The organism is Pseudoxanthomonas kaohsiungensis (assembly GCF_010211765.1).
Classification (GTDB): domain Bacteria; phylum Pseudomonadota; class Gammaproteobacteria; order Xanthomonadales; family Xanthomonadaceae; genus Pseudoxanthomonas; species Pseudoxanthomonas kaohsiungensis.
This window is the reverse complement of the sequence record NZ_PDWO01000005.1, coordinates 206,948-231,318: the sequence shown is the minus strand read 5'-3', so window position 1 is coordinate 231,318 and position 24,371 is coordinate 206,948. Positions and strand designations below refer to the sequence as shown.

Here is a 24,371-nt window from a genome sequence, read left to right as displayed (position 1 = left end):
GCTCCTGCCCGACCCCCTGTTTTCCACCGGATGTGACATGACGCGATACCCCGTGCGCCGCCTGCTCGCCCTCGCCCTCGCCTCGACCCTGTCCCTGCCGGCGATGGCGCAGTCGGTCGAGCCGTTCACCGTGAGCGACATCCGCATCGACGGCCTGCAGCGGATCGCGGCCGGCACCGTGTTCACCTACCTGCCGGTGGAACGGGGCGAGACGATGGACCAGGCCGCCGCCGGCGAGACCATCCGCGCGCTCTACCGTACCGGCTTCTTCGAGGACGTCGCGGTGGACCGCCAGGGCGACATCCTGGTGATCACGGTCAAGGAACGCCCGGCGATCAACAAGCTGACCCTGACCGGCAACAAGGACATCAAGACCGAGGACCTGACCAAGGGCCTGCAGGACATCGGCCTGGCCGAGGGCGAGACCTTCGACCGGCTGGCCCTGGACCGGGTGACCCAGGAACTGACCCGCCAGTACAACAACCGCGGCAAGTACAACGTCCAGATCACCCCCACGGTCTCGCCGCTGGACCGCAACCGCGTCGACGTCACCATCGACGTCAAGGAAGGCAAGGCGGCCAAGATCCGCCACGTCAACGTGATCGGCACCGACTCCTTCTCGAACGAGGACATCCTGGCCAACTGGGAGTCGCGCGAGAGCGGCTGGCTGTCCTGGTACCGGCGCGACGACCAGTACTCGCGCGAGAAGCTCTCCGGCGACATGGAAAAGCTCAACTCATGGTACCTGGACCGCGGCTACATCGACTTCAGCATCGATTCCACCCAGGTCTCGATCAGCCCCGAAAAGCGCGACATGTACCTCACCGCCAGCGTCACCGAGGGCGAGGTCTACACCATTTCCGAGATCAAGGTCACCGGCGACACGGTGCTGCCGCAGGACCAGATCGAGCGCCTGGTGATCCCCAAGGCCGGCGACACGTTCTCGCGCGTGCTGCTCGAGCTGTCGGCCGACTCCATCACCAACACCCTGTCCAACATCGGCTACGCGTTCGCGCGGGTGAATCCCGTGCCGACCACCAACCGCGAGGACCGCACCGTCGCGATCAACCTGCAGGTGGTGCCGGGCCCGCGCGTCAACGTGCGCCGGATCGTGTTCAAGGGCAACACCCGCACCTCCGACGAGGTGATCCGCCGGGAGATGCGCCAGTTCGAGAATGCCTGGTACTCGCAGGCGGCGATCGACCGCTCCAAGATCCGCCTGCAGCGGCTGGGCTACTTCGAGACCGTCGAGGTCGAGACCCCGGCCGTGGCCGGCACCAGCGACCAGGTCGACGTGGTGTTCAACGTCAAGGAAACCACCTCCGGCAGCTTCGTGTTCGGCCTGGGCTACTCGCAGCTGGCCGGCATGACCGCCTCGATCCAGCTGTCCCAGAACAACTTCCTCGGCGGCGGCAACCGGGTGTCGGTGGAGGCGCAGCGCAGCGACTACATGCAGCGCTACGCGTTCTCCTACCTCAATCCGTTCTTCACCGACGAGGGCCTGTCGCTGGGCTACAACCTCTGGTGGCGCGAGCTGGACTACTCGGACTTCAACACCGCCCAGTACAACAGCACCAACGCCGCGGCGCAGGCGGTGCTGGGCCTGCCGATCACCGAACACAGCTCGATCTCGCTGCTGGGCGGCATCGACAGCAACCAGATCCAGACCTACCCGGGCAGCACGCCGCAGTCGATCATCGACTACGTCAACGCGGTCGGCCAGCGCACCTTCCACGCCTGGCGCACCGAGCTGGGCTGGGCGCGCGACACCCGCAACGACTTCTTCATGCCGACCCGCGGCATGTACCAGCGGATCGGCCTGGAAACCACGCTGCCGGGTTCGACCGTCGAGTACTTCAAGATCAACTACGAGTTCTCCCGGTACTGGATGCTGCATCCGGCGTTCGTGCTGCGCACCGGCCTGGACCTGGGCTACGGCGACAGCTACGGCGACGACACCGTGCGCAACCTCTGCTGGACCCCGGGCTCCTACGTGGACAGCGATGGCGACGGACAGATCGACACCTACGTGCCGGGTCCGGCGCCCAGCGAGCCCTGCCTGCCGAGCTCGCCGGACTACGACAAGACGGTGGTCGCCACCGGCCTGCCGTTCTTCGAGAACTTCTACGCCGGCGGCACGCGCTCGGTGCGCGGTTTCCGCGACAACACCCTGGGCCCGCGCTCGGAACCGACCGGCGGCTACTCGCGCGGCCAGCCGCTGGGTGGTTCGCTGAAGACCGTCGGCCAGATCGAAATGGTCTTCCCGCGCCTGTTCGACAGCAAGGCGGCGCGCGTGTCGGCGTTCGTCGACTTCGGCAACGTGTACGACGGCTGGGACAACTTCGACGCCAACGAGCTGCGCGCGTCGGCCGGCGTGGCCCTGCTGTGGCGCGCGCCCGTCGGCCCGATCTCGATCAGCTACGCCTACCCGTTCAAGAAGAAGGACGGCGACGAGATCGAACGCCTGCAGTTCACCTTCGGCGGCGGCTTCTGACCGGACCGACCGCGACCACGGAACCCGGACGGCCCCGCAAGGGGTCGTTCTTTTTTCCGTAGAGCGGGGCTTGCCCCGCTTCGTCTGGGGCGTCGTTTCGCCGCATGGGGGCAGCGGGGCAAGCCCCGCTCTACGGCGCCGCGTCGGCGATGTCGCCCAGCTGCGCCAGCACCGCGGTGGCATAGCTGCCCGGCGGCAGCGAGAACGCCAGCCGCAGGCTGGCCGGATCCGTCCACTCCCACGCCAGCCCGTCGGCACGCACGCGCAGCGCACGGCGCTCCTGCTCCAGCCCCGCCCTTTCCAGCCCGTCGCGCAATGCGAGCGATTCGGCGTCGGCCAGCGCCGCGAGTTCCAGCTCACGGCACGGCCCCTCGCTGCGCAGATGGCCTCGCCCCCACAGCGGTCCGCTGGGATGGATGTCGAAACCGGCCAGCCGCCCGGCCAGCGCATCGCTCCACGGTTCCGGCCCGAACACGCTGCGGCTGCCGGCCAGCATCCACACCTCGCCATCCATGCCCCGCTCCCAACTGCCATCGGCCACGCGCGCGTCCAGCACGCGGTTGAACAGCACCGAACGCGCCGCCGACAGCAGCAACGACCGCTGCTCGCGCCCGACCCGGCGCCCCGCGAACATCGACAGCGCCTTGTTGACGTTGCCGCCCCCGTGGCCGAAGCGCTGCTCGCCGAACGCGTTGGGAACGCCGTGGGCGGCAACCTGCGACAGGCGCTCCTCGATCGCGGCGCGGTCGCCGGCCACGTCCCGCAGCACCAGCTCGAACCGGTTGCCTGCCAGCGCGCCGCGCGGGAGCTTGCGGCGGTGTCGCTCCTGCGCCAGCACGCGCAGGCCGTCGCGCTCCAGGGAGGCGACATCGGGCGCCTCGCGCCCGGGCAGTTGCACGCTGAAGCGCTGCCGGGTGACCGCGTGGCGGTCCTTGAGCCCGGCATAGCCGACCGCGTGCTCGGCCACGCCTGCCCAGTGGGCGATCTCGCGCGCGACGAAGGCGGTGTTCATGCCGCGCTTCTCGATGGTCAGCAGCAGGTGCTCGCCCTCGCCGCTGGCCTCGAACCCGTCCAGTTCCTCGACCCGGAAATCCTCGGCCTGCGCGCGGATGCGCGCCGCCAGCACCGGCGCGCCGAAGGCGCCGCGCAGCGCGACCGGTTCGTTCACGACTTCACCAGCAGTGCGACCGCCTGGGCGGCGATGCCCTCGCCGCGGCCGGTGAAGCCCAGCTTCTCGCTGGTGGTGGCCTTGACGCTCACCGCGTCGATGCCCACCCCGCAGGCCTGCGCGATGCGCTCGCGCATGGCCGCCGCATGCGGCCCGACCTTGGGACGCTCGCAGACCACGGTGATGTCGGCATTGCCCAGCGTCCAGCCGCGATCGCCGGCCAGCGCCATGCAGTGGCGCAGCAGCTCCACGCTGTCGGCGCCGCGCCAGCGTTCGTCGCTGGGCGGGAAATGCACGCCGATGTCGCCCAGCGCCAGCGCGCCGAGGATCGCGTCGCACAGCGCGTGCAGGGCCACGTCGCCGTCGCTGTGCGCAACGACGCCGCGATCGTGCGGCACGCGCACGCCGCCGAGCATGACGTGGTCGCCGTCGCCGAAGACATGCACGTCGTAGCCGTGGCCGATGCGGAAAGGAGGGATGTCTGCCATGGAAATCCTTGGGCAAGCGGTGGCCGTGACGCTATTGTAGGAGCCGATCCTCATCGGCGACGCGACGTCCGTCGGCACAGGCGACACCGTCATGACTCCGACGCCGGTGCCGCCCCTGAGGCTGTGCTCCTACGACGGCCGCCGGGACAGCTCGAACTCGAACCGGGCCAGGTCCGCGGGCGTGGTGACCTTGAAGTTGTCCTCGCGCCCTTCGACCAGCAGCGGGCGCGCACCCTGGCGCTCCAGCGCCATCGCCTCGTCGGTCACCTCCACGCCGGCGTCCGCGGCGGCCTGCAGGGCGCGGGCCAGCTGCAGGCGGCGGAACAGCTGCGGCGTCAGCGCGCGCCACAGCCGCTCGCGCGGCTCGGTTCGGTCGATGCCGCCGTCGTCGCCGGCGCGCTTGAGGGTGTCGCGGACCGGGGCGGCCAGGATCGCGCCGACCGGATCGGCGCGGCCCTGTTCCAGCAGGCGGTCGAGGTCGGCCGGCGCCAGGTTCGGCCGCGCGGCATCGTGCACCAGCACGAAGTCGTCGGCGCGCACCGATTCGGGCAATGTCGCCATCGCCGCGAGCACGGACGCGGCGCGACTGGAGCCGCCGGTGCACGTGAGCACCGGCTTGCCTGCATGGTCGCTCCAGCCCGGCCACCACGGGTCGTCGGCCGCCAGCGCCACGACCACGCCGGCCACCGCCGGATGGGCCAGCAGCGCGTCGAGCGTGTAGGCCAGCAGCGGGCGTCCGCCGACCTGCAGGTACTGCTTGGGCACCTCGCCGCCGAAGCGCGTGCCGCGCCCGGCGGCGGGGACGACCGCCCAGACCGAGGCCATCAGTCGGCCTCCCCGGCGTTCGCATCGCCCATGGCGTCGGGGTCGGGCGCCGACGCGCGCCGCGCCGGATCCTCCACCACCCGGTAGAACAGTTCGCCCGGCTTGATCATGCCCAGCTCGCTGCGCGCCCGCTCCTCGACCGCGGCCACGCCTTCCTTCAGGTCGCGCACCTCGGCCGCCAGTGCCGCGTTGCGTTCCTTCAGTCCGCCGTTCTCGCGGCCCTGGTGTTCGACCTGGGCCTCCAGCGCCGCGACTTCGCCCGCGCTGCCGATGCCGAACCAGAGCCGGTACTGCAGCCATCCCAGCAGCAGCACCAGCCCCAGCAGCACCCAGCGCATCGCGCGCATCGCGGCTCCGGCGTCAGCGCTTGAGCGAGACGAAGGCGTTGCGGCCGGCGTAGCGGGCCGACCCGCCCAGCGCTTCTTCGATGCGCAGCAGCTGGTTGTACTTGGCCACCCGGTCGCTGCGGCACAGCGAGCCGGTCTTGATCTGGGTGGCGGTGGTGGCGACCGCTATATCGGAGATCGTGGTGTCCTCGGTCTCGCCCGAACGGTGCGAGACGATCGCCGCGTAATTGGCGTGGTGCGCCATGGCGATGGCTTCCAGGGTCTCGGTCAGGGTACCGATCTGGTTGACCTTGATCAGGATCGCATTGGCGGTACCCGACTCGATGCCCTGCTTGAGGATCTTCGGGTTGGTCACGAACAGGTCGTCGCCGACCAGCTGCACCTTGTTGCCGATGCGCTCGGTGATCAGCTTCCAGCCGGCCCAGTCGTCCTCGGCCAGGCCGTCCTCGATAGTGACGATCGGATACTGCGCGGCCCAGTCGGCGAGGAAGTCGACGAACTGCTCGGACGACAGGCGCTTGCCCTCGCCGACCAGGTGGTACTTGCCGTTGTCGTAGAACTCCGAGGAGGCCACGTCCAGGCCCAGCATCACGTCCTCGCCGGCGGTGTAGCCGGCCTTGCCGATCGCCTCGAGGATGGTGTCCAGTGCCTCGACGTTGCTGCGGAAATCCGGGGCGAAACCGCCCTCGTCGCCGACCGCGGTGCTCAGGCCATGGCCCTTCAGCACCGACTTGAGCGAATGGAAGATCTCGGTGCCCGCGCGCAGCGCCTCGGAGAACGAGGCGGCGCCGACCGGCAGGACCATGAACTCCTGGAAGTCGACGTTGTTGTCCGCGTGCGCGCCGCCGTTGATGATGTTCATCATCGGCACCGGCAGGGCCACATCCGACTCGGTGATCGTGGACAGGTACTGCCACAGCGGCTGCTTCTTCGAGGCGGCCACGGCATGGGCGTTGGCCAGCGACACGCCCAGCAGCGCGTTGGCGCCCAGCCGGCCCTTGTTCTCGGTGCCGTCCAGGTCGATCAGGCGGCGGTCCAGGCCCTGCTGGTCGGCGGCATCCAAGCCGGCCAGCGCGGAGGCGATCGCGCCGTTGACGTTGGCTACCGCGTTCTTCACGCCCTTGCCCAGGTAGCGGGTCTTGTCGCCGTCGCGCAGCTCCACCGCCTCCTTGGTGCCGGTCGAAGCGCCGGACGGCACCGCGGCGCGGCCGAAGGAACCGTCGGCCAGGGTCACCTCGGCCTCGAGGGTGGGATTGCCGCGGCTGTCGAGGATTTCGCGGGCGTGGATCTTGGCGATGCTGGTCATGGAAGCGCAAACGTCCGGTGGGTGGAGTCGTGCAGGAGTTTAGCGGACCGCGGCCGGTCCTGCCTTGGTTTGCCCCTGTTTTCCACGACTTGCGGGTTCCGGGTCGGTTGCCGGGGAAAGCATCGGGTGGTGACCGAGTCGTGGTCGCGGGACGGCGTAGCGGAGGCGACGTTGCGGAGGCGTGGCTACGGCGTCATGGCGAGGGGGGTTCCCACTCTCCATGTCCCCCGGTACCGGTGAAGCCGGTGCCTCCTCCTTTATTTACGGGTGGGAACCCCCTCACCACGACGTCCGGAAGTGGCGAGCTCGCATGGACGAGCACAGTCCGGCATCGGCACAGATGCATGCCGATGCGTACGTACGAAGGGAGTGGCCGCGGTTGCGTAGAGCCGGGCTTGCCCGGCTGCTCTGCCTGACGATCCACCACGTGCCGGGGCGCGGCGACGGCGCGCCCCGACGCTAACCTCAGGCCCGCGCTTCCTTGAGCAGCTTGCCGCCGGCCTTCTTCTCGCGCGCGGCGCGGATGAAGCCGACGAACAGCGGATGGCCCTCGCGCGGCGTGGACAGGAACTCCGGGTGCGCCTGGCAGGCCAGGAACCACGGATGGACCTCGCGCGGCAGCTCGACCATTTCCACCAGCAGGTCGTCCATCGACTTGGCCGAGATGACCAGGCCGGCGTCTTCCAGCTGGGTGCGGTAGCGGTTGTTGAACTCGTAGCGGTGCCGGTGGCGCTCGGCCACCACGTCCTTGCCGTACAGCTCGCGGGCCAGGGTGCCCGGCTTGAGCCGCTGCTCCTGCAGGCCCAGGCGCATGGTGCCGCCCAGGTCCGACTTTTCGTCGCGCTTTTCGATCTCGCCGCTGTTGGTGCGCCACTCGGTGATCAGCCCGATCACCGGATGCTCGCACTGCTTGTCGTTTTCGGTGCTGTTGGCGCCTTCCAGGCCGGCCTTGTGGCGGGCGTAGTCGACCACCGCCGCCTGCATGCCGTAGCAGATGCCGAAGTACGGCACGCCGTGCTCGCGCGCGAACCGCGCGGTCATCACCTTGCCCTCGAAACCACGGTCGCCGAATCCGCCCGGCACCAGGATGCCGTCGACGTCGCCGAGCAGGGCTTGCGCGCCCTCCTCCACGTCCTGGGACTCCAGCCACTTCAGGTTGACCCGGGTGCGCTGGCGCAGGCCGCCATGCTTGAGCGCCTCGCCCACCGACTTGTAGGCGTCCTTGTGGTCCACGTACTTGCCGACCACGGCGATGGTGACCTCGTCGACCGGATGCACGGTCGCATCGACCGCCGCCTCCCATTCCGAAAGGTCGGCCGGCCGGGCCACCGGCAGGCGCAGGCGGTCGGCGACCAGGGCGTCCAGGCCCTGCGCGTGCAGCTCGATCGGCAGCTTGTACAGCACGTCCACGTCCTGCACCGAGATCACCGCGCGCTCGGGGACGTTGGTGAACAGCGCGATCTTGCGCCGCTCGCCATCGGGCAGCGGCTGCTCGCTGCGGCAGAGCAGCACGTCGGGCTGGATGCCGATCGAGCGCAGTTCCTTGACGGAATGCTGCGTGGGCTTGGTCTTCAGCTCGCCAGCGGCGGCGATCCACGGCACCAGCGTCAGGTGCATGAACAGCGCCTTGTCCGGGCCGCGCTCGGCGCGGATCTGGCGGATCGCCTCCAGGAACGGCAGCGACTCGATGTCGCCGACCGTGCCGCCGATCTCGACCAGGGCCACGTCGAAGCCCTCGGTGGCCTCGTCGATGCAGCGCTTGATCTCGTCGGTGATGTGCGGGATCACCTGCACGGTCGCGCCGAGATAGTCGCCGCGGCGTTCCTTGCGGATCACGCTCTCGTAGATGCGGCCGGTGGTGACCGAGTTCCTGCGGCTCAGGCGCGTGCGCACGAAGCGCTCGTAGTGGCCCAGGTCCAGGTCGGTCTCGGCGCCGTCGTCGGTGACGTACACCTCGCCGTGCTGGAACGGGCTCATCGTCCCGGGGTCAACATTTATGTAGGGGTCCAGCTTCATCATCGTGACCTTCAGGCCACGGGTTTCGAGGATGGACGCAAGCGAAGCCGCGGCGATGCCCTTGCCAAGCGAGGACACGACGCCGCCGGTAACGAAAATGAGGGGAGTCATGGGCGGGGCTCCGGAAACCCATAGTCTACCGGCTCGCCCGGCCGCGCCCAAGCCATGCCCACCGCAACGGCCCGTTCCGGGCCGGAGAGGCCCGGCGGGGTTCCGCCGGGCCGGGTCCTGCCATGCCGCGAACGCCGGTTCAGCGCGGGTCGCGCTGTTCTTCCTCTTCCTCTTCCCGCTGCGGGCGCTGCTTGTCGCGCCCGTCCTGGCCGGCCCGGGCGGCCTCGCGGCGCTTGGCGCGCTCGGCGGCCTCTTCGCGTTCGCGCTGCTCCTGCGCCTTGTGCTCGGCGAGCGCCGCATTCTGCTGGGCCTTGGACTGGCCGCGATCCTGGGCCAGCAACGGCACCGCCGCCGCGAGCGCCACCGCGCCGGCGGCTACCGTCCAGAAAAATCGTCGATTCATCATCGTCCTCCTGCTGCCCTGGCCGGCGGGGCCGGCCGTGGTCTCGATCGCCAAGTGGGGCCGTTGCGCTGGATTTTCCAGCGCCGGACCGACCTGGCACACCGGTTATACCCTCCGGGCACCCTAGCCCCCCTGAACGGGGGGCGGCGCAGGGATGGGGTGCAAAAAGCGGGGCCAGGCCGCACACTTCCGCGTCGCATCCGCGCCTTCGCAAGGTTCCATGAGCAGCCGCTACAACGCCGCCGATATCGAAGTCCTCTCCGGCCTGGATCCGGTCAAGCGCCGGCCGGGCATGTACACCGACACGTCCCGCCCGAACCACCTGGCCCAGGAGGTCATCGACAACGCCGTCGACGAGGCCTTGGCCGGCCACGCGCAGGCGATCGAGGTCACGCTGTTCAGGGACGGCAGCTGCGAGGTGTCCGACGACGGCCGCGGCATGCCGGTGGACATCCACCCCGAGGAGAAGATCCCGGGCGTGGAGCTGATCCTCACCCGCCTGCACGCCGGCGGAAAGTTCAGCAACAAGAACTACACCTTCTCCGGCGGCCTGCATGGCGTGGGCGTGAGCGTGGTCAACGCGTTGTCCACGCTGGTCGAGGTGCACATCAAGCGCGAAGGCAGCGAGCACCGCATCACCTTCCGCAACGGCGACCGCGCCACGCCGCTGGAAGTGGTGGGCAGCGTCGGCAGGAAGAACACCGGCACCCGGGTGCGCTTCTGGCCCGACCCGAAGTATTTCGACAGTCCCAAGATCAACGCCCGCGCCCTGCGCCACCTGCTGCGCGCCAAGGCCGTGCTCTGCCCCGGCCTGACCGTGACCCTGTTCGACGAGGCTACCGGCGAGCGCGACACCTGGCACTACGAGGACGGCCTGCGCGACTACCTCAAGGGCGAGCTGGCCGGCCGCGAGCTGCTGCCGGCGGACCTGTTCACCGGCGCGCTGAAGAAGGACACCGAAGTGGTGGACTGGGCGGTCGCGTGGATCGCCGAGGGCGAGCTGGTGCAGGAGAGCTATGTCAACCTGATCCCGACCGCCCAGCACGGCACCCACGTCAATGGCCTGCGCTCGGGCCTGACCGATGCGCTGCGCGAATTCTGCGACTTCCGCAACCTGCTGCCGCGCGGCGTGAAGCTGGCGCCCGAGGACGTGTGGGACCGGGTCGCCTTCGTGCTGTCGCTGAAGATGACCGACCCGCAGTTCAGCGGCCAGACCAAGGAACGCCTGTCTTCGCGCCAGGCGGCCGGCTTCATCGAAGGCGCCGCGCACGACGCCTTCAGCCTGTGGCTGAACCAGCACGTGGAACTGGGCGAGAAGATCGCGCAGATCGCGATCGAACGCGCCAGCGCGCGACTGAAGACCGAAAAACAGGTCGTGCGCAAGAAGGTCACCCAGGGCCCGGCGCTGCCGGGCAAGCTGGCCGACTGCATCAGCCAGGACCTGTCTCGCACCGAACTGTTCCTGGTGGAGGGCGACTCGGCCGGCGGCAGCGCGCGGCAGGCCCGCGACAAGGACTTCCAGGCGATCCTTCCCTTGCGCGGCAAGATCCTCAACACCTGGGAAGTGGCCAGCAGCACCGTGCTGGCCTCCGAGGAGGTGCACAACCTGGCCGTGGCGATCGGTTGCGACCCGGGCAAGGATGACATCGGCGGCCTGCGCTACGGCAAGGTGATCATCCTCGCCGACGCCGACTCCGACGGCCTGCACATCGCCACCCTGCTGTCGGCGCTGTTCCTGCGCCATTTCCCGGCGCTGGTGGCGGCCGGCCACGTGTTCGTGGCGATGCCGCCGCTGTTCCGCGTGGACGTGGGCAAGCAGGTGTTCTACGCGCTGGACGAAGAGGAAAAGCGCCTGCTGCTGGAGAAGATCGCCCGCGAGAAGATCAAGGGCCAGGTCAATGTCACCCGCTTCAAGGGCCTGGGCGAGATGAACCCCGAGCAGCTGCGCGAGTCGGCGATCCATCCCGACACCCGCCGCCTGGTGCAGCTGACCGTGGACGACGGCGAGCAGACCCGCGCGCTGATGGACATGCTGCTGGCGAAGAAGCGGGCGAGCGATCGCAAGGCGTGGCTGGAAACCAAGGGCGATCTCGCTTCGCTGGAAGTCTGAACGTCGCGCTTCAACCCCGCCGGGTCGTGGCGACGGCCCCACCGTCGTCGCACCCCGGTTCGGCGGGGGCGCGGCTGGAGACCAAGGGCGACCTGGCCTCGCTGGAAGGCTGAGCCCGGCGCTTGGGCGCCGCCGGGCCGTGGCGACGGCCCCGCTGCCTCCGCAGGAGCCGATCCACCGGCGCCTGCCGCCGCACGCGTCAGCCTTGGCCCAGGCTGCTTTCCAGCGCGTCCAGGCGGCGCGGCAGCTCCGAGCCCGGCAGCAGTTGCGCACGCAGCACCGGCGCCGCCTGGCGCACCTGCGCACGCGCCTGGTCCACCTGGCCCGCCTGCAGCAGCGCTTCCGCATAGGGGACCCGCCAGCGCGCGGTCGAGATGCTCTCGCTGCCGAACTGGGCTTCGGCCTGCGCCAGCGCCAGCGCCCAGGCCTCCACCGCCTCGGCCGCGCGGCCGCGGCGCTGCAGCAGTTCGGCGACCAGCGCCTGGTGGCGGAACACCAGCGCCGGTGGCTTGCCCGCGAACAGCGGCCGCAACGCCTCGAGGGTGGCGTCGGCAGCCTCGAACCGTCCCGCGCGCAGCTCCCATTCCGCCCAGCCCAGGCGCGTGCGCAACATGTCCGCCGCATCCGGCTCCAGCCTCGTCGCCCAGGCGGCCATCGCGCGCGCGATCAGCGGCTCGGCCTCGGCCAGGCGGCCGACGCGCATCAGCGCCCGCCCGAGGTTGACCTCCGCGCGCAGGGCGCTCGGGTTGTCCGGGCCCAGGCTCGCGCGCCGGTACTCGAACGAGCGGCGGAACAGCTGCAGCGCGCGCTCCGGGTCGCCACGCGACTCCTCCAGCGTGGCCAGGTTGTTCAACGTGACCATGTAGCTGACGCTCTGCTCGCCGGACACTTCCGCTTCGACCGCGAGCGCGCGATCGTAGTAATCGGCGGCCAGCGCGTACTCGCCGAGGTCCTGGTTGAGGCTGGCCAGCTCGTTGTAGGCGGTAGCGGTATGGTCGCTCGCCTCGCCGAACAACTCGCGCGCCAGCGCGAGGTTCTGCCGCTGGAGCCTTTCGGCCTCCGCAAGGCGGCCCTGCTCGGCCAGGGTCATGGCCAGCACATGGCGCGTGCTGAGCACTTCGTAGGAACGCTCCCCGCTGAGCTCGCGCTTCATCGACAGCGCTTCCTCCAAAGCGGCCTCCGAACCGGCGAGGTCGCCGCGCCGGCGGTAGAGCAGGCCGAGGTTGTGCTTGGCCACCGCGAGCATCCGCGGCGCGTCCGGCAGCAGCCTGCGCATCTCCATCGAACGCAGCAACGCGGCTTCGGCGTCGTCGAAATGCTCCTGCTCCATGAGCGCCAGGCCGAGCGAGTTCCAGGCATGCGCCGCGGCAGCGCCGTCCGCGGCGGCCTCGCCGTCGAGCACGGCAAGCGCGCGCCGGGCCATCGCTTCGGCTTCCGTGCCGCGCCGGTCGTTGGCCAGCAGCGTGGCCAGGTCGCTCATCGCGCCGGCGGCCAGCATCGGCTCGTCCACCCCGTCCGCCAGTAATCCGTCCACCGCCGCGCGCAGCAGCTCCTCAGCCCGCTGCGGCTGGCCGATGTTCTTGTAGGCCAGGCCGATCACCTGCTGCACGCGCGCGCGGATGGCCGGCGAGTCGGCCAGTTCTGCATCGATGCGCGCGGCACCGGCGTCCAGCACCTCGCGGGCCGAGGCCTCGGTCTCGCCCTTGCCGCGCTTGCGCGGGTCGGCCGCCTCGAACGCCGACAGCATGAACTGCCCGACCTGTTCGGCCACCTGCGCCTCGCGCTGGGCGCGCGCGCGCTCTTCGCCGAGCCGCCACACGAAGGCCACGCTGAGGCCGAGCACCACCGTCGCCACGCCCGCGGCCTGCCAGTGCCTGCGCAGCCCACGCCCGAGCCGGTAGAGGCGCGAGCCCTGCCGCGCGCCGACGGCGCGATGGTCGAGGTAGCGCTGGACGTCGTTGGCCAGGGCTTCGACCGACGCGTAGCGCCGGCTTGGGTCTAGAGCGCAGGCCCGGGCGGCGATCGCATCCAGGTCGCCGCGCAGGCGCCGGCGCCACCGGCAGTCGGCGCCCGCCCACTGGCTGGGTGCGACCACCGGGAGCGCGCTGTCGTCGACGCCGCGCTCGATCCGCCGGTCCGCCAGCAATTCCACCAGCAGCACGCCGAGGCTGAAGACATCGCTCGCCACGCCCACCGGGCGTCCAGCCACCGTTTCCGGCGCGGCATAGGCGGGCGTGCAGAACATCGCGCCGGCGCCCTGCCCGTCCTCGTCCATCAGCCGCGCGATGCCGAAATCCAGCAGCACCGGTTCGCCGTCCCCGCGCACCAGGATGTTGCTCGGCTTGAGGTCGCAGTGCACCACCAGGTGCGCATGCGCGGCCTGCACCGCGCGGCAGGTGCGCACGAACAGCGCCAGCCGCTGCCGCAGGTCCGGCCGGTGCGTGCCGCACCATGCGTCCAGCGGTTCGCCTTCGACGAACTCCATCACCAGGTACGGCAGCCCGGCGGCCGTGGTGCCGCCGTCGTACAGCCGCGCGATGTTCGGGTGCTGCAGGCCGGCGAGGATGCGCCGCTCCTCGGCCAGGCGTTCGGCGGTTCGCGGGTCGGACAGGCCGCGCAGCAACTTGACCGCGACCTTGCGCGCGTAAAGGTTGTCGGCCCTCTCGGCGGCATAGACCACGCCCATGCCGCCCGACGCCAGCCGTTCGGCCAGCCGCCAGGGGCCGAGGGTGTCGCCCGGCTGCAGTTCCGGTGCGGACATCCGCGACAGCAGGCCGTCCAGCGGCGCGCGGGCGCGCTCCAGGGCGACCGTCTGCGCGCCCAGCAGTTCCAGGGTCTCGCGCAGCAGGTCCGCATCGCCGGTCAGCCGCTCGAGCTCGCCGCGCCAGGACTCGGGCGGAAGGTCGCACACCGCGTCGAACAGTTCGCGCAACTGCTGCCAGCGCTCGTTACCGGCCATCCCCTTCCCCCAGAGTACGACGCCTCAGCCCAGCTGCCGGTTGAGCCACGCCCGCGCGAAGCGCAGGTCGCGGTCCACGGTCGGCACGGATACCTCGAGCACGGTGGCGATCTCCTCGTGCGACATGCCGCCGAAATAGGCAAGTTCCACCGCGCGCCCGGCGCGCTCGTCGTGCGTGCCCAGCTGCTCCAGCGCCTGGTGCAAGGCCAGCACGTCGTAGTCGCCGACATCCTCGTTGTGCGCGCCGCTGTCGACGTGCGAGAGCGTCACGTTGATGGCGCCACCGCCGCGCTTGGCAGCCACGTTGGCGCGGGCGTGGTCGACCAGCACCGCGCGCATCTTGAGTGCGACCAGGGCGAAGAAGTGCGCGCGGTCGACGTAGCCGACATCACGGCCGAGCATGCGCAGCAGCGCCTCGTGGACCAGCGAGGTCGGGCGCAGGGTGACGTCGCCGCGGCCACCGCCCAGGCGCGAGACCGCCATCTCGCGCAGCGCCTCGTACACGGCGTCGAACAGGTGCTCGCGGGCCTGCAGGTCGCCTGCACGCCACGACAGCAGCAACCGGGTGATGTCGTCCGACACGCCTGTCCCCCCCATTGGCCGGCCGGCGGCACGGGCCGGCAACAGGTCGCCGATTATAGGCAATGTCGCCGCGCGCGCCGGAACCACCGCCGCGTGAAGCGCTGAACCGCTCAGCGCGCCGCGCGCCAGGCCAGCACCGTCCCGTCGCGGCGGTCCGGCCGCGTGCCCGGCCGGTCGGCCGCGTAGGGCTCGCCCGAATCCGGCGAGAAACCGAGGTAGCGATGGGTCCGCAAGGACAGCAGCATGGCTTCGCCGCGCAGCATGTCCTGCCACATGAACAGGCTGTCCGCGGACTCGTGCGCCGCCACGCGCACGTCCGCTGCAAGCCCGGCGCCGACCACCGTCAGGAAGCCGCCGCCATCCACCACCTCCAGCGCCACCCGTCCCTGGCCGCGGTCGTGGACGCGGAAGCGCGTCCCCTCATCGCCGGCGCCCTCGCGGGTGGAGTGCAGCATGCCCAGCGGACTGGCCCAGGCCAGGCTGCCATCCGCACGGTTCGACAGCTGCACCACCTGGCCGAAGGGAATGTTGCGCGAGCGGTCGGCCAGCGGTTCCTCGACCCTGAAATTGTCGAAATCCGCATGGCCTCCCGCGGCGCCCGTGGCGCTGTACGCGAACAGCGCATAGCGCACGCCCTGGAATGTCTTCAGGCCGTAGGGCGTGCGCAGCGGATCGCCGAGCGGGATGAACCGCTCGCCATCGAGGCTGTACGCGAGCTGCGCCATATCGTCGTCGAAATCGGCGCTGGCGCGCAGGTGCACTTGCGCTGCCGGCAATGGCACGTCGAGATGCCGGTCGCCCTCCTGCGCATACCAGCGCAGGGTCGGGCCAGCCTCCTCGCGGACCACGCCGATCCACGCCGCGGGGATGTTCAACAGGCCCAGCCCGGCGGTATCGCCCGGGCGCAGTCCCGAGGCGTCCAGTTGCACGGTCGCCGAGGATTCGGGACCGATGGCGCGCTGGGTCAACGTGTTGCGCGCCCACAGGAATCCATCGGCGGGCAGGCTGTGCAGGCGCAGCGCGCCGGGCTTCTCAGAGAGCGACCACTTGCCCGGCACCGGCTCGTGGTTCCACTGCCAGAGCGGCTTGAGCGCGGGCGCGGAGAAATCGTCGCTGCGCTCCCAGGTCGCCGACGGCGTGGTCGCCACGCCGACATCGGGCTTGCTCCAGGTGCGCGGCGAGCGGCCGAGGTTGCCCGGCAGGCCGAAGTACGGCCAGCCGTCGTGCCAGGTCACCGGCGAGAGGAAGGTCGTTCGCCCGACCGACTTCAGGTCCATCATCGAGAACCCCCACCACTGGCCGTTGGCCAGCTGCACGATGCCGCCCTGGTGCAGCGGGACCGCGCCCAGCGCATTGTCGCCGGGCTTGTGCATGCGGAACGGCGTGGCACCGGTGGGCACCGGATCGCGCTGGCCGATGTTGTCCAGCCACCAGCCGCGCTGGGTGCCCATGGTTTCGCCGGCGCTGATCACCACCGTTTCGTAAGGGCCCTCGACCCGGTCCGCACGCGCCGCCTGCATCCGCCCGACCGGCGCGTAATTGGCGCTGATGATGTAGTAGCGGCCGTCGATCTTGTAGAAGTGGTGGCCTTCGCCCATCGCCTGGCCGGCGGGAATGAGCACCCGGTCGCTGCCTTCGACGACGCCGCTCAGGTCCGGCTTCAGCTCGACCATCCGCACCTGCTGGTAGTCGTAGACCGCGTACACGCGGCCGTCGTCGTCGAACAGTACCGACAGGTCGTGCAGGCTGCGGCCGAGCGAGCGGTGCTGCCAGGGACCGGCCGGATCGCGCGCGGTGAACACCTGCACGCCATGGCCGTTGATGTTGGAGAAGATGTAGAACGTGCCGTCGTGGTAGCGGATGCACGGGGCCCAGATGCCCTGCCCGTAGCTCTCTTGCCCGTTGGCGAGGCGGAACGCGTCGCCCGGCCCGAAGCCGGGCATCGCGTACGACAGGAAGCGCCAGTTGACGAGGTCGCGCGAGTGCAGCACCGGCAGGCCCGGCACCGCGTGCATGGTGGTCCCGACCATGTAGAAGTCGTCGCCGACCCGGATCAGGTCGGGGTCGGAGAACTCGTCGTAGAAGAGCGGGTTGGTGAAGCTCCCATTGCCGTTGTCGGCCATCCAGGTGGTCGCGGGCGCGGCCAGCGCCGGCCACAGGCCCGGCGGGCAGGCCGCCAGGGCCAGCAGGAGCAGGCTCGCGCGCCAGCGGTTCCGTGCCGGCGCGCCGGTGGCGTTGCGCGGTGGAGCGTGGGCGTTCATCCGGCCTGCCGTCGCTGCGATGTGCGAAGCAGCAGCCGCTGCAGCACGCAGAACACGAGCAGCAGCGCGCCGATCGCGATGCGCGTCCACCACGAGCTGAGGCTGCCGTCGAATACGATCAGGGTCTGGATCAGGCCCAGCACCAGCACGCCGACCAGGGTGCCCAGCATGTAGCCGCTGCCGCCGGCCAGCAGGGTGCCGCCGATCACCACCGCGGCGATCGCGTCCAGTTCCAGGCCGTTGCCATGCAGGCTGTAGCCGCTGAGCATGTAGAAGGTGTAGACCACGCCGGCCAGGGCCGAGCAGAAGCCGCTCAAGGCATAGACCCGCACCAGCGTGGCGGCCACCGGCAAACCCATCAGCGCGGCCGATTGCTCGCTGCCGCCGATCGCGTACACGGCGCGACCGAACCGGGTCATGCCGGCCAGGACCGCGCCGCCGGCCACGACCAGCAGCGCGACGAGTGCGCCGAACGAGAGCGAGGCGCCGCCACCGAGCGGAATCCGCAGGTTGGCCAGGGCCACGTGGAAGGCATGGTCGATGCCGATCGACTCCACGCTCACCAGCGTGGCCGCGCCGCGGGCCAGGAACATGCCGGCCAGGGTGACCACGAACGGCGGCAGCCGGTAGCGCTGGATCATCACGCCCATCGCCGCGCCGAAAGCCGTACCCAGCGCCAGCACCAGCGCGATCGCCGCCAGCGGATGCCAGCCGTGGTGCTGCACCAGGCTGGCCAGCAGCACCGTGCTGAAGGCGACCACCGCCCCCACCGACAGGTCGATCCCGCCGGTCAGGATCACGAAGGTCATTCCCACCGCGACGATCAGCAGGAAGGCATTGTCGATCAGCAGGTTCAGGAACACCTGCGGCGACAGGAAGCCGTCGTACAGCACGCCGCCGGCGACCGACATCGCCACGAACAGCGCCACCGTCACCGCCAGCGACACGTGGCGCGGGTCGCGCCAAAGCCGCGGCAGCCATCCGGCGCGAACCGGTACCGCGCTCATGCGCCGCCTCCATGCCCGGCCAGGCGCGCGCGCGCGCGCAGCTGCGCGCGGAACGCCGGCGACTGCAGCAGCAGCACCACCAGCACCAGCAGGGCCTTGACCACCAGGTTCACCTGCGGCGGCACGCCGATCGCATAGATGGTCGTGGTCAGGGCCTGGATGATCAGCGCGCCGACCAGGCTGCCGGCGAGGCTGAAGCGGCCGCCGGCCAGGGCGGTGCCGCCGAGGCTGACCGCCAGGATCGCGTCGAGCTCGAGCAGTTGGCCGGCATTGTTGGCATCGGCGCTGGCGACGTTGGAACTGACCAGCAGCCCGGCCAACCCCGCGCTGAAGCCACAGAACACGTAGGCCGCCCAGGTGATGGCGCGGGCGCGCACCCCGGCCACGTGCGCGGCGACCGGGTTGTGGCCGATCGCGCGCACGAACAGGCCCAGCGCACTGCGCTCCAGCAGCAGCTTCAGGCCCACGAACACCAGCGCGACCATGAACAGCGAGAACGGCAGCCCGAACAGGAAGCCGTTGCCGAGGAAGGCGAACGGTTCGTAGTAGATGGTCAGGATCTGGCCATCGCTGAGCAGCTGGGCGATGCCGCGGCCGGCCACCATCAGCACCAGCGTGGCGATGATCGGCTGCAACCCCAGCTTGACCACCAGCAGTCCGTTCCAGAGCCCGCATGCGGCCGCGGCGGCCAGCGCCGCGGCGATCGCGGCGAACAGCGGCAGCAGGCCCTCGGCGCCGGCGGCCTGGGTGCGCGCGATCGTCCAGGCGGCGACCGTGGCCGCGATCGCCAGCACCGCACCGACGGAGATGTCCAGGCCGCGCACGGCGATCACCAGGGTCATGCCCAGCGACACCAGCACCAGCGGCGCGGCGCGATTGGCGATGTCGACCAGGTTGCCGTACAGGTGCCCGTCGCGCCACTGCAACGCCAGGAAGCCCGGGTTGAACAGGCCGTTGCCCAGCAGCAGCAGGCCCAGCGCCAGCAACGGCCAGAACAGCGGATGCGCCAGCGACCATCGCAGCACGCGCCGCGTCGCGCCATCCGCGCTCATGCGCGGCCCTCCACCCCGGTTCCGGCTTCACCGGCGATCAGCGCCAGCACCTGCGCTCCGCTGCTGCCGCCAGGCAGTTCGCCGGCCAGGTGGCGATCGCGCATCACCGCGATGCGATCGCCCAGGCGGGTCAGCTCCTCGATCTCGGCGGAAATGAACAGCACCGCCATCCCCTCCCGCGCCAGCCGCACCACTTCGCCCATGATTTCCTGCTTGGCGGCGATGTCGATGCCGCGGGTGGGTTCATCCAGGATCAGCAGCCGCGGCGCGGTGGCCAGCCAGCGCGCCAGCACCACCTTCTGCTGGTTGCCGCCGGACAGGGTGCCGGCGGCGGCCTCGATGTCGCCGGCCTTGATGCCGAGCAGGGCGACGAAGCGCTGCGCCAGTTCGCGTTGCCGCGACGTAGCCAGCGCGCGCCGCCAGCCGAGCCGCGCCTGCAGCGCCAGCACGATGTTCTCGCGCACCGACAGTCCCGCGACGATGCCCTCGGTCTTGCGCTCTTCCGGGCACAGCGCCAGGCCGTGCGCCACCGCTTCGGCCGGATGGCGCAGGTCGACCGGCGCGTCGTCGATGCTCAGCCGGCCCTGGTCGGCGCGGTCGAGGCCGAACAGCAGCCGCGCCAGCTCGGTCCGGCCCGAACCCAGCAGCCCGCCCAGCGCCAGCACCTCGCCTGCCCTCAGTTGCAGGTCCACCGGCCGCAGGCTGCCGCGCCGCGCCAGTCCGCGCGCTTCCACCAGCACCGCGCCTTCGCCGGCGCCGGCACCGCCCGGGTCGCGGCCCGCGGCCATCCCGACCTCGCGCCCGACCATCGCCGTGACCAGGGCGGCATGCGGCAGCTGCGCCGGCAGGAACTCGCCCACCAGGCCGCCGTTGCGCAGTACCGTGATCCGGTCCGACACCGCGTAGACCTGGTCCAGGAAATGGGTGACGAACAGGATCGCCATGCCGCGTTCGCGCAGCCGGCGCATCACCGCGAACAGCTCGCGCACCTCGCCCTCGTCCAGGCTGGAGGTGGGCTCGTCCAGCACCAGCACCCGCGCCGACACGCCCAGCGCGCGCGCGATCGCCACCATCTGCTGCACCGCCACCGGATAACCCGACAACGGCCGGTCGACATCGATGTCCAGGTGCAGTTCGCGCAGCAGTGCGCGCGCGCCGGCGCGCACCTGCCTCCAGTCGACCAGGCCCAGGCGCCCGCGCGGGTAACGGCCGGCGAACAGGTTCTCGGCCACCGACAGGTTCGGGCACAGGTTCACTTCCTGGTAGACGGTGCTGATGCCCTCGCGCTGCGCATCCAGCGGCGTGGCCGGCGCGATCGTGCGCCCGTCGAGGGTGATCGTGCCCGCATCCGGCGCTTCCACGCCGGTGAGCAGCTTGATCAAGGTCGACTTGCCGGCGCCGTTCTGGCCCATCAACGCATGGATTTCGCCGGCACGCAGCGACAGCCCCGCACCATCCAGGGCCACCGTCGCGCCGAAGCGCTTGCGCAGGCCGGTGGCCTCGAGCACCACCGCGCTCATGCGCGAACGCCTGGCGCCAGCGCGCGAAACCGACACCGCGGGGCCGCGATCGCCATCACGACGCTCAGTACTTGCGGCGCGGCAGCTCGGCGGCCGCCTGCTCGCGGGTGAACACACCCTCCTCCACCTCGACCCGGCGCGGCACCGGCCGTCCCGCATGCACGTCGCGCACGAGGTCGGCCAGCTGCGGGCCCAGCAGCGGGTTGCATTCGATCGTGGCGTTGAGCTTGCCGGCCTTCATCGCCTCGAACGCGCCGCGCACGCCATCGATCGATACGATGCGGATGTCCTCGCCCGGCTTGAGTCCGGCGGCTTCGATCGCCTGGATCGCGCCGATGGCCATGTCGTCGTTGTGCGCGAACAGCACGTCGATGCCACCGGGGCCCTCGGCCTTGAGGAACGCCTCCATCACTTCCTTGCCCTTGGCCCGGGTGAAGTCGCCGCTCTGCGAGCGGACGATGGTGAAGCGCGGGTCCTGGCCGAGGATTTCCTTGAAGCCCTTCATGCGGTCGTTTGCCGGGGCCGAGCCGACCGTGCCCTGCAGCTCGACGACGCGGACCGGCCCGGCCTGGCCTTCGCTGTCCTCGATCAGCCAGCGCGCGGCCTTGCGGCCCTCCTCGACGAAGTCCGAACCGATGAAGGTGGCGTACAGCGACTCGTCCGAGACGGCCACGGCACGGTCGGTCAGCACCACCGGGATGCCGGCGGCCTTGGCTTCGCGCAGCACCGTCTCCCAGCCCGACTCCACCACCGGCGAGAACGCGATCACGTCCACGCCCTGGGCGATGAACGAGCGCAGCGCCTTGATCTGGTTCTCCTGCTTCTGCTGCGCGTCGGAGAACTTGAGGTTGAATTCCGGCGCGGCCAGCGCCTCCTTCACCGAGCGGGTGTTGGCGGTGCGCCACTCGCTCTCGGCCCCCACCTGGCTGAAGCCGACCGTGATCGCGCCATCCCCGGCCGCCGCCCCACCGTCGCCCTTGCCGCAGGCGCCCAGCACCGCCGCGCACAGCACTGCCGCCGCCAGCTTCAAACCCTTGTTCATCGCTCCTCCCTCGATGCATATGGTGGTTCCGCGGCCAGGGGCCGCCCCGGCGGATGCCGCGCGCCCTCCAGCGCGCGGCCGCGGACGTGGCGGCGGTCAGGCCGCGGTGTAGGCGGTCTTGACCGTCGTGTAGAACTCCACCGCGTAGCGACCCTGCTCGCGCGGACCGTAACTGGATGCCTTGCGCCCGCCGAACGGCACGTGCGGATCCACGCCCGCGGTCGGCAGGTTGACCATCACCATGCCCGCCTGGGCATGCCGCTTGAAATGCGTGGCGTGCTTCAGCGAGGTGGTGCAGATGCCCGCGCACAGGCCGAATTCGGTGTCGTTGGCCAGCGCCAGCGCCTGCTCGTAGTCGTCGGCGCGCAGCAGCGCGGCCACCGGGCCGAAGATCTCCTCGCGCGCGATCCGGTCCGAGGGCTTGGCCGCGAACAGCGTCGGCGCCAGGAAGTGGCCCTGGGTCTTCCATTCCACGCGCCCGCCGCCGGCGAGCAGCTCGGCACCGTCGTCGTGGCCGGCCTGGATGTACGACAGGTCGGTCTGCAACTGAGCGCCGCTGGCGACCGGGCCGATGTCCACGCCCTGTTCCAGCGGATCGCCGACCTTGATCCTGGCCAGGCGCGCCTGCACCTTCGCCACGAACTCGTCATAGACCGCGCTTTCCACGATCAGCCGGCTCGAGGCGGTGCAGCGCTGGCCGGTGGAGAAGTAGGCGCCGTTGACCGCGCACTCCACCGCCTGGTCCAGGTCGGCGTCGGCGAGCACCACCAGCGGGTTCTTGCCGCCCATCTCCATCTGCACCTTGAGCGCGCGCGCGGCGGCCTGTTTCAGCAGCGCGTGGCCGGTCGGCACCGAGCCGGTGAAGGTCAGCGCGTCCAGGCGCGGATGTTCCACCAGCGCCTGGCCGACCACCCGGCCGCTGCCGAGGACCATGTTGAACACGCCGTCGGGCAGCCCGGCGCGCGAGAGGATTTCGGCGATCGCCCAGGCGCAGCCCGGCACGATCTCGGCCGGCTTGAACACCACCGTGTTGCCATAGGCCAGCGCCGGGGCGATCTTCCAGGCGGGGATCGCCAGCGGGAAATTCCACGGCGCGATGATGCCGACCGTACCCACGGGTTCGCGGGTGATCTCCACGTCGACGCCGGGGCGGGTCGAGGCCAGCTTCTCGCCGGGGATGCGCAACGCCTCGCCGGCGAAGAACTTGAAGATCTGCCCGGCGCGGGCGGCCTCGCCGATGCTCTCGGCCAGGGTCTTGCCCTCCTCCATCGCCAGCAGCCGGCCCAGCTCCGCCTTGCGCGCCAGGATCTCGCTGCCGACGAAGTCGAGCACGTCGGCGCGCTGCTGCGGGGTGGTGAAGGACCACTTCGGCAAGGCGGTGGCAGCGGCATCGACCGCCTGCGCGGTGCGCGCGGCGTCGAGCACGCCGTAGCCGCCGACTGGGCTGGCCAGGTCGGCCGGGTTCTCGTCGGCATGGCTGCCGTCGCCTTCGACCCACTGGCCGGCGATGTAGCTGCTGAAACGCTGTTCGCTCACGGTAATGCTCCCTGGATCATGGTCCGCCCACGGGCGGCGACTGCCTGCGCCACCCTACAGGCTGCGGACCCCGCCGGGGGCGAAGCCGGCGGCGACGGTGCGCAACGGATTGGCCAGTGGCGCGCCCAGCTCGGGCAGGTCGACCTCGAACACGTCGCCGGGCTCGGCGCGCACGCCGTCGGCGAAGCTCAAGGTGGCGGTGCCGAAGAAATGCAGGTGCACGTCGCCCGGACGGCGATGGGCCGCGTACTTGAAGTGGTGGTATTCGAGGTTGGCCAGCGAATGGCACATGTTCGCCTCGCCGGTGAGGAAGGGCTTCTCCCACAGCACCGCGTCGCCGCGGCGGATCCGGCTGGTGCCGCGCAGGTCGCGCGGCAGCGGGCCGGTGCGCAGCTCCGGACCGACCGCGCAGGCGCGCAGCTTGGAATGGGCCAGGTAGAGGTAGTTCTGGCGTTCGGTGACGTGGTCGGAGAACTCGTTGCCGATGGCGAATCCGAGCCGGTGCGGCGTGCCGTCCGGGCCGATCAGGTACAGCCCGACCAGCTCCGGTTCCTCGCCGCCGTCCAGGGCGAAATCCGGCGACGGCAGCGGCGCCCCGGGCGCGACCACGATGCCGCCATCGCCCTTGTAGAACCACTCCGGCTGCGCACCCGCTTCGCCGGCCGCCGGGATCCCGCCTTCCACGCCCCACTGGAACATGCGCATGGAGTCGGTGAGGGTGCCGGCCTGTGCCTGCTGCTGCAGGTTCTGGTGCATGGCGTCGCGGGCCGCGGCGCTGCCCAGGTGGGTCAGGCCGGTGCCGGTGACCCGGCAGTGCGCCGGATCGGGGTGGTGCAAGGGCACCAGCACGCGCCCCTCGCGCAGCAGCGCGGCGTAATCGAGCCGGGTGTCGCCGGGAAGCGTGGCTACTTCCGCATCGAGGCTGCGTCCGGCGTCGATCGCGGCCGTCGCCAGGGCGTGCATGCTCGCCGGGCCTTCGAGCAGGCGCACCTGCGCGCCGCCGGCGTCGACCTCGCCGACCCGGGTCGCCCCGTCCCCGTCCAGCAGCTGGATCAGTCGCATCGCTTCGGTCCGCCCTCGCAGGTTTGGCAGGCACGCGCGCCCTGCGGGCGGGCATGCGGGCCTCTGCCGGCATTCTGCCGGC

18 protein-coding genes are annotated in these 24,371 nt (G+C 70.7%); 2 read left to right on the top strand and 16 right to left on the bottom strand.

All coding sequences use genetic code 11. The features are described from left to right. The first annotated feature begins 37 nt into the window (after window positions 1-37). Window positions 38-2,494 carry an outer membrane protein assembly factor BamA gene (gene bamA / locus CSC66_RS07845; protein ID WP_162376829.1) on the top strand — a complete coding sequence of 819 codons (2,457 nt, stop codon included), beginning with the start codon at window positions 38-40 and terminating at the stop codon, window positions 2,492-2,494. Window positions 2,495-2,624: 130 nt separating this feature from the next. On the opposite strand, the gene truD is transcribed toward bamA, so the two are convergent. The 7 genes from truD to CSC66_RS07810 all read right to left on the bottom strand — a co-directional run bounded on the left by truD (window position 2,625) and on the right by CSC66_RS07810 (window position 9,158). Beyond that, window positions 2,625-3,662: a tRNA pseudouridine(13) synthase TruD gene (truD, locus tag CSC66_RS07840; protein WP_202935613.1), complete on the bottom strand. Its 1,038-nt coding sequence runs from the start codon at window positions 3,660-3,662 to the stop codon at window positions 2,625-2,627. Further along, window positions 3,659-4,150, bottom strand: a complete 492-nt coding sequence (ispF, locus tag CSC66_RS07835; protein WP_162376828.1) for a 2-C-methyl-D-erythritol 2,4-cyclodiphosphate synthase — start codon at window positions 4,148-4,150, stop codon at window positions 3,659-3,661. The genes truD and ispF overlap by 4 nt, the downstream gene beginning before the upstream one ends. A 129-nt stretch (window positions 4,151-4,279) precedes the next feature. Then, window positions 4,280-4,975, bottom strand: coding sequence for a 2-C-methyl-D-erythritol 4-phosphate cytidylyltransferase (gene ispD, locus CSC66_RS07830; protein ID WP_162376827.1), 696 nt, complete (start codon window positions 4,973-4,975; stop codon window positions 4,280-4,282). Then, window positions 4,975-5,322 (bottom strand): cell division protein FtsB, encoded by a 348-nt coding sequence (gene ftsB, locus CSC66_RS07825; protein WP_238394327.1) that lies wholly within the window; start codon window positions 5,320-5,322, stop codon window positions 4,975-4,977. Before ftsB ends, ispD begins: the two co-directional genes overlap by 1 nt. Before the next feature lie 13 nt (window positions 5,323-5,335). Then, window positions 5,336-6,628, bottom strand: a complete 1,293-nt coding sequence (gene eno / locus CSC66_RS07820; protein ID WP_162376826.1) for a phosphopyruvate hydratase — start codon at window positions 6,626-6,628, stop codon at window positions 5,336-5,338. 465 nt (window positions 6,629-7,093) lie between these two features. Then, complete coding sequence (pyrG, locus tag CSC66_RS07815) at window positions 7,094-8,755, bottom strand: CTP synthase (RefSeq protein WP_162376825.1); 1,662 nt, start codon at window positions 8,753-8,755, stop codon at window positions 7,094-7,096. A 139-nt stretch (window positions 8,756-8,894) separates the two neighbouring features. Then, window positions 8,895-9,158 carry a hypothetical protein gene (locus CSC66_RS07810; RefSeq protein WP_162376824.1) on the bottom strand — a complete coding sequence of 88 codons (264 nt, stop codon included), beginning with the start codon at window positions 9,156-9,158 and terminating at the stop codon, window positions 8,895-8,897. A gap of 220 nt (window positions 9,159-9,378) precedes the next feature. Between CSC66_RS07810 and parE the strand changes: the two genes are divergently transcribed. After that, on the top strand, window positions 9,379-11,268 hold the full coding sequence (gene parE, locus CSC66_RS07805) for a DNA topoisomerase IV subunit B (RefSeq protein ID WP_162376823.1): 1,890 nt from the start codon (window positions 9,379-9,381) through the stop codon (window positions 11,266-11,268). Between the two features lie 199 nt (window positions 11,269-11,467). Here the strand turns inward: parE and CSC66_RS07800 are convergent, their stop codons facing one another. From CSC66_RS07800 to araD1, 9 genes are all read right to left on the bottom strand, one after another. After that, complete coding sequence (locus CSC66_RS07800; protein ID WP_162376822.1) at window positions 11,468-14,227, bottom strand: tetratricopeptide repeat protein; 2,760 nt, start codon at window positions 14,225-14,227, stop codon at window positions 11,468-11,470. A 24-nt stretch (window positions 14,228-14,251) separates the two neighbouring features. Continuing rightward, window positions 14,252-14,809 carry an ECF-type sigma factor gene (locus tag CSC66_RS07795; protein WP_162376821.1) on the bottom strand — a complete coding sequence of 186 codons (558 nt, stop codon included), beginning with the start codon at window positions 14,807-14,809 and terminating at the stop codon, window positions 14,252-14,254. 110 nt (window positions 14,810-14,919) lie between these two features. Further along, window positions 14,920-17,070, bottom strand: a complete 2,151-nt coding sequence (locus CSC66_RS07790; RefSeq protein WP_162376820.1) for a glycoside hydrolase family 43 protein — start codon at window positions 17,068-17,070, stop codon at window positions 14,920-14,922. Next, the gene (gene yjfF / locus CSC66_RS07785; protein WP_162376819.1) at window positions 17,067-18,077 is read right to left on the bottom strand and encodes a galactofuranose ABC transporter, permease protein YjfF; all 1,011 of its coding nucleotides are present in this window, start codon (window positions 18,075-18,077) and stop codon (window positions 17,067-17,069) included. Before yjfF ends, CSC66_RS07790 begins: the two co-directional genes overlap by 4 nt. Further along, on the bottom strand, window positions 18,074-19,129 hold the full coding sequence (locus CSC66_RS07780) for an ABC transporter permease (protein WP_162376818.1): 1,056 nt from the start codon (window positions 19,127-19,129) through the stop codon (window positions 18,074-18,076). The genes yjfF and CSC66_RS07780 overlap by 4 nt, the downstream gene beginning before the upstream one ends. Beyond that, window positions 19,126-20,649, bottom strand: a complete 1,524-nt coding sequence (locus tag CSC66_RS07775; protein ID WP_162376817.1) for a sugar ABC transporter ATP-binding protein — start codon at window positions 20,647-20,649, stop codon at window positions 19,126-19,128. Before CSC66_RS07775 ends, CSC66_RS07780 begins: the two co-directional genes overlap by 4 nt. A gap of 64 nt (window positions 20,650-20,713) precedes the next feature. Then, a complete protein-coding gene (locus CSC66_RS07770) occupies window positions 20,714-21,691 on the bottom strand; it encodes an ABC transporter substrate-binding protein (protein ID WP_162376816.1) in 978 nt (325 codons plus the stop codon). A 96-nt stretch (window positions 21,692-21,787) separates the two neighbouring features. Continuing rightward, window positions 21,788-23,227, bottom strand: a complete 1,440-nt coding sequence (locus CSC66_RS07765) for an aldehyde dehydrogenase family protein (RefSeq protein WP_162376815.1) — start codon at window positions 23,225-23,227, stop codon at window positions 21,788-21,790. A gap of 54 nt (window positions 23,228-23,281) precedes the next feature. Beyond that, window positions 23,282-24,289, bottom strand: a complete 1,008-nt coding sequence (gene araD1 / locus CSC66_RS07760; protein ID WP_162376814.1) for an AraD1 family protein — start codon at window positions 24,287-24,289, stop codon at window positions 23,282-23,284. Window positions 24,290-24,371: the final 82 nt, after the last annotated feature.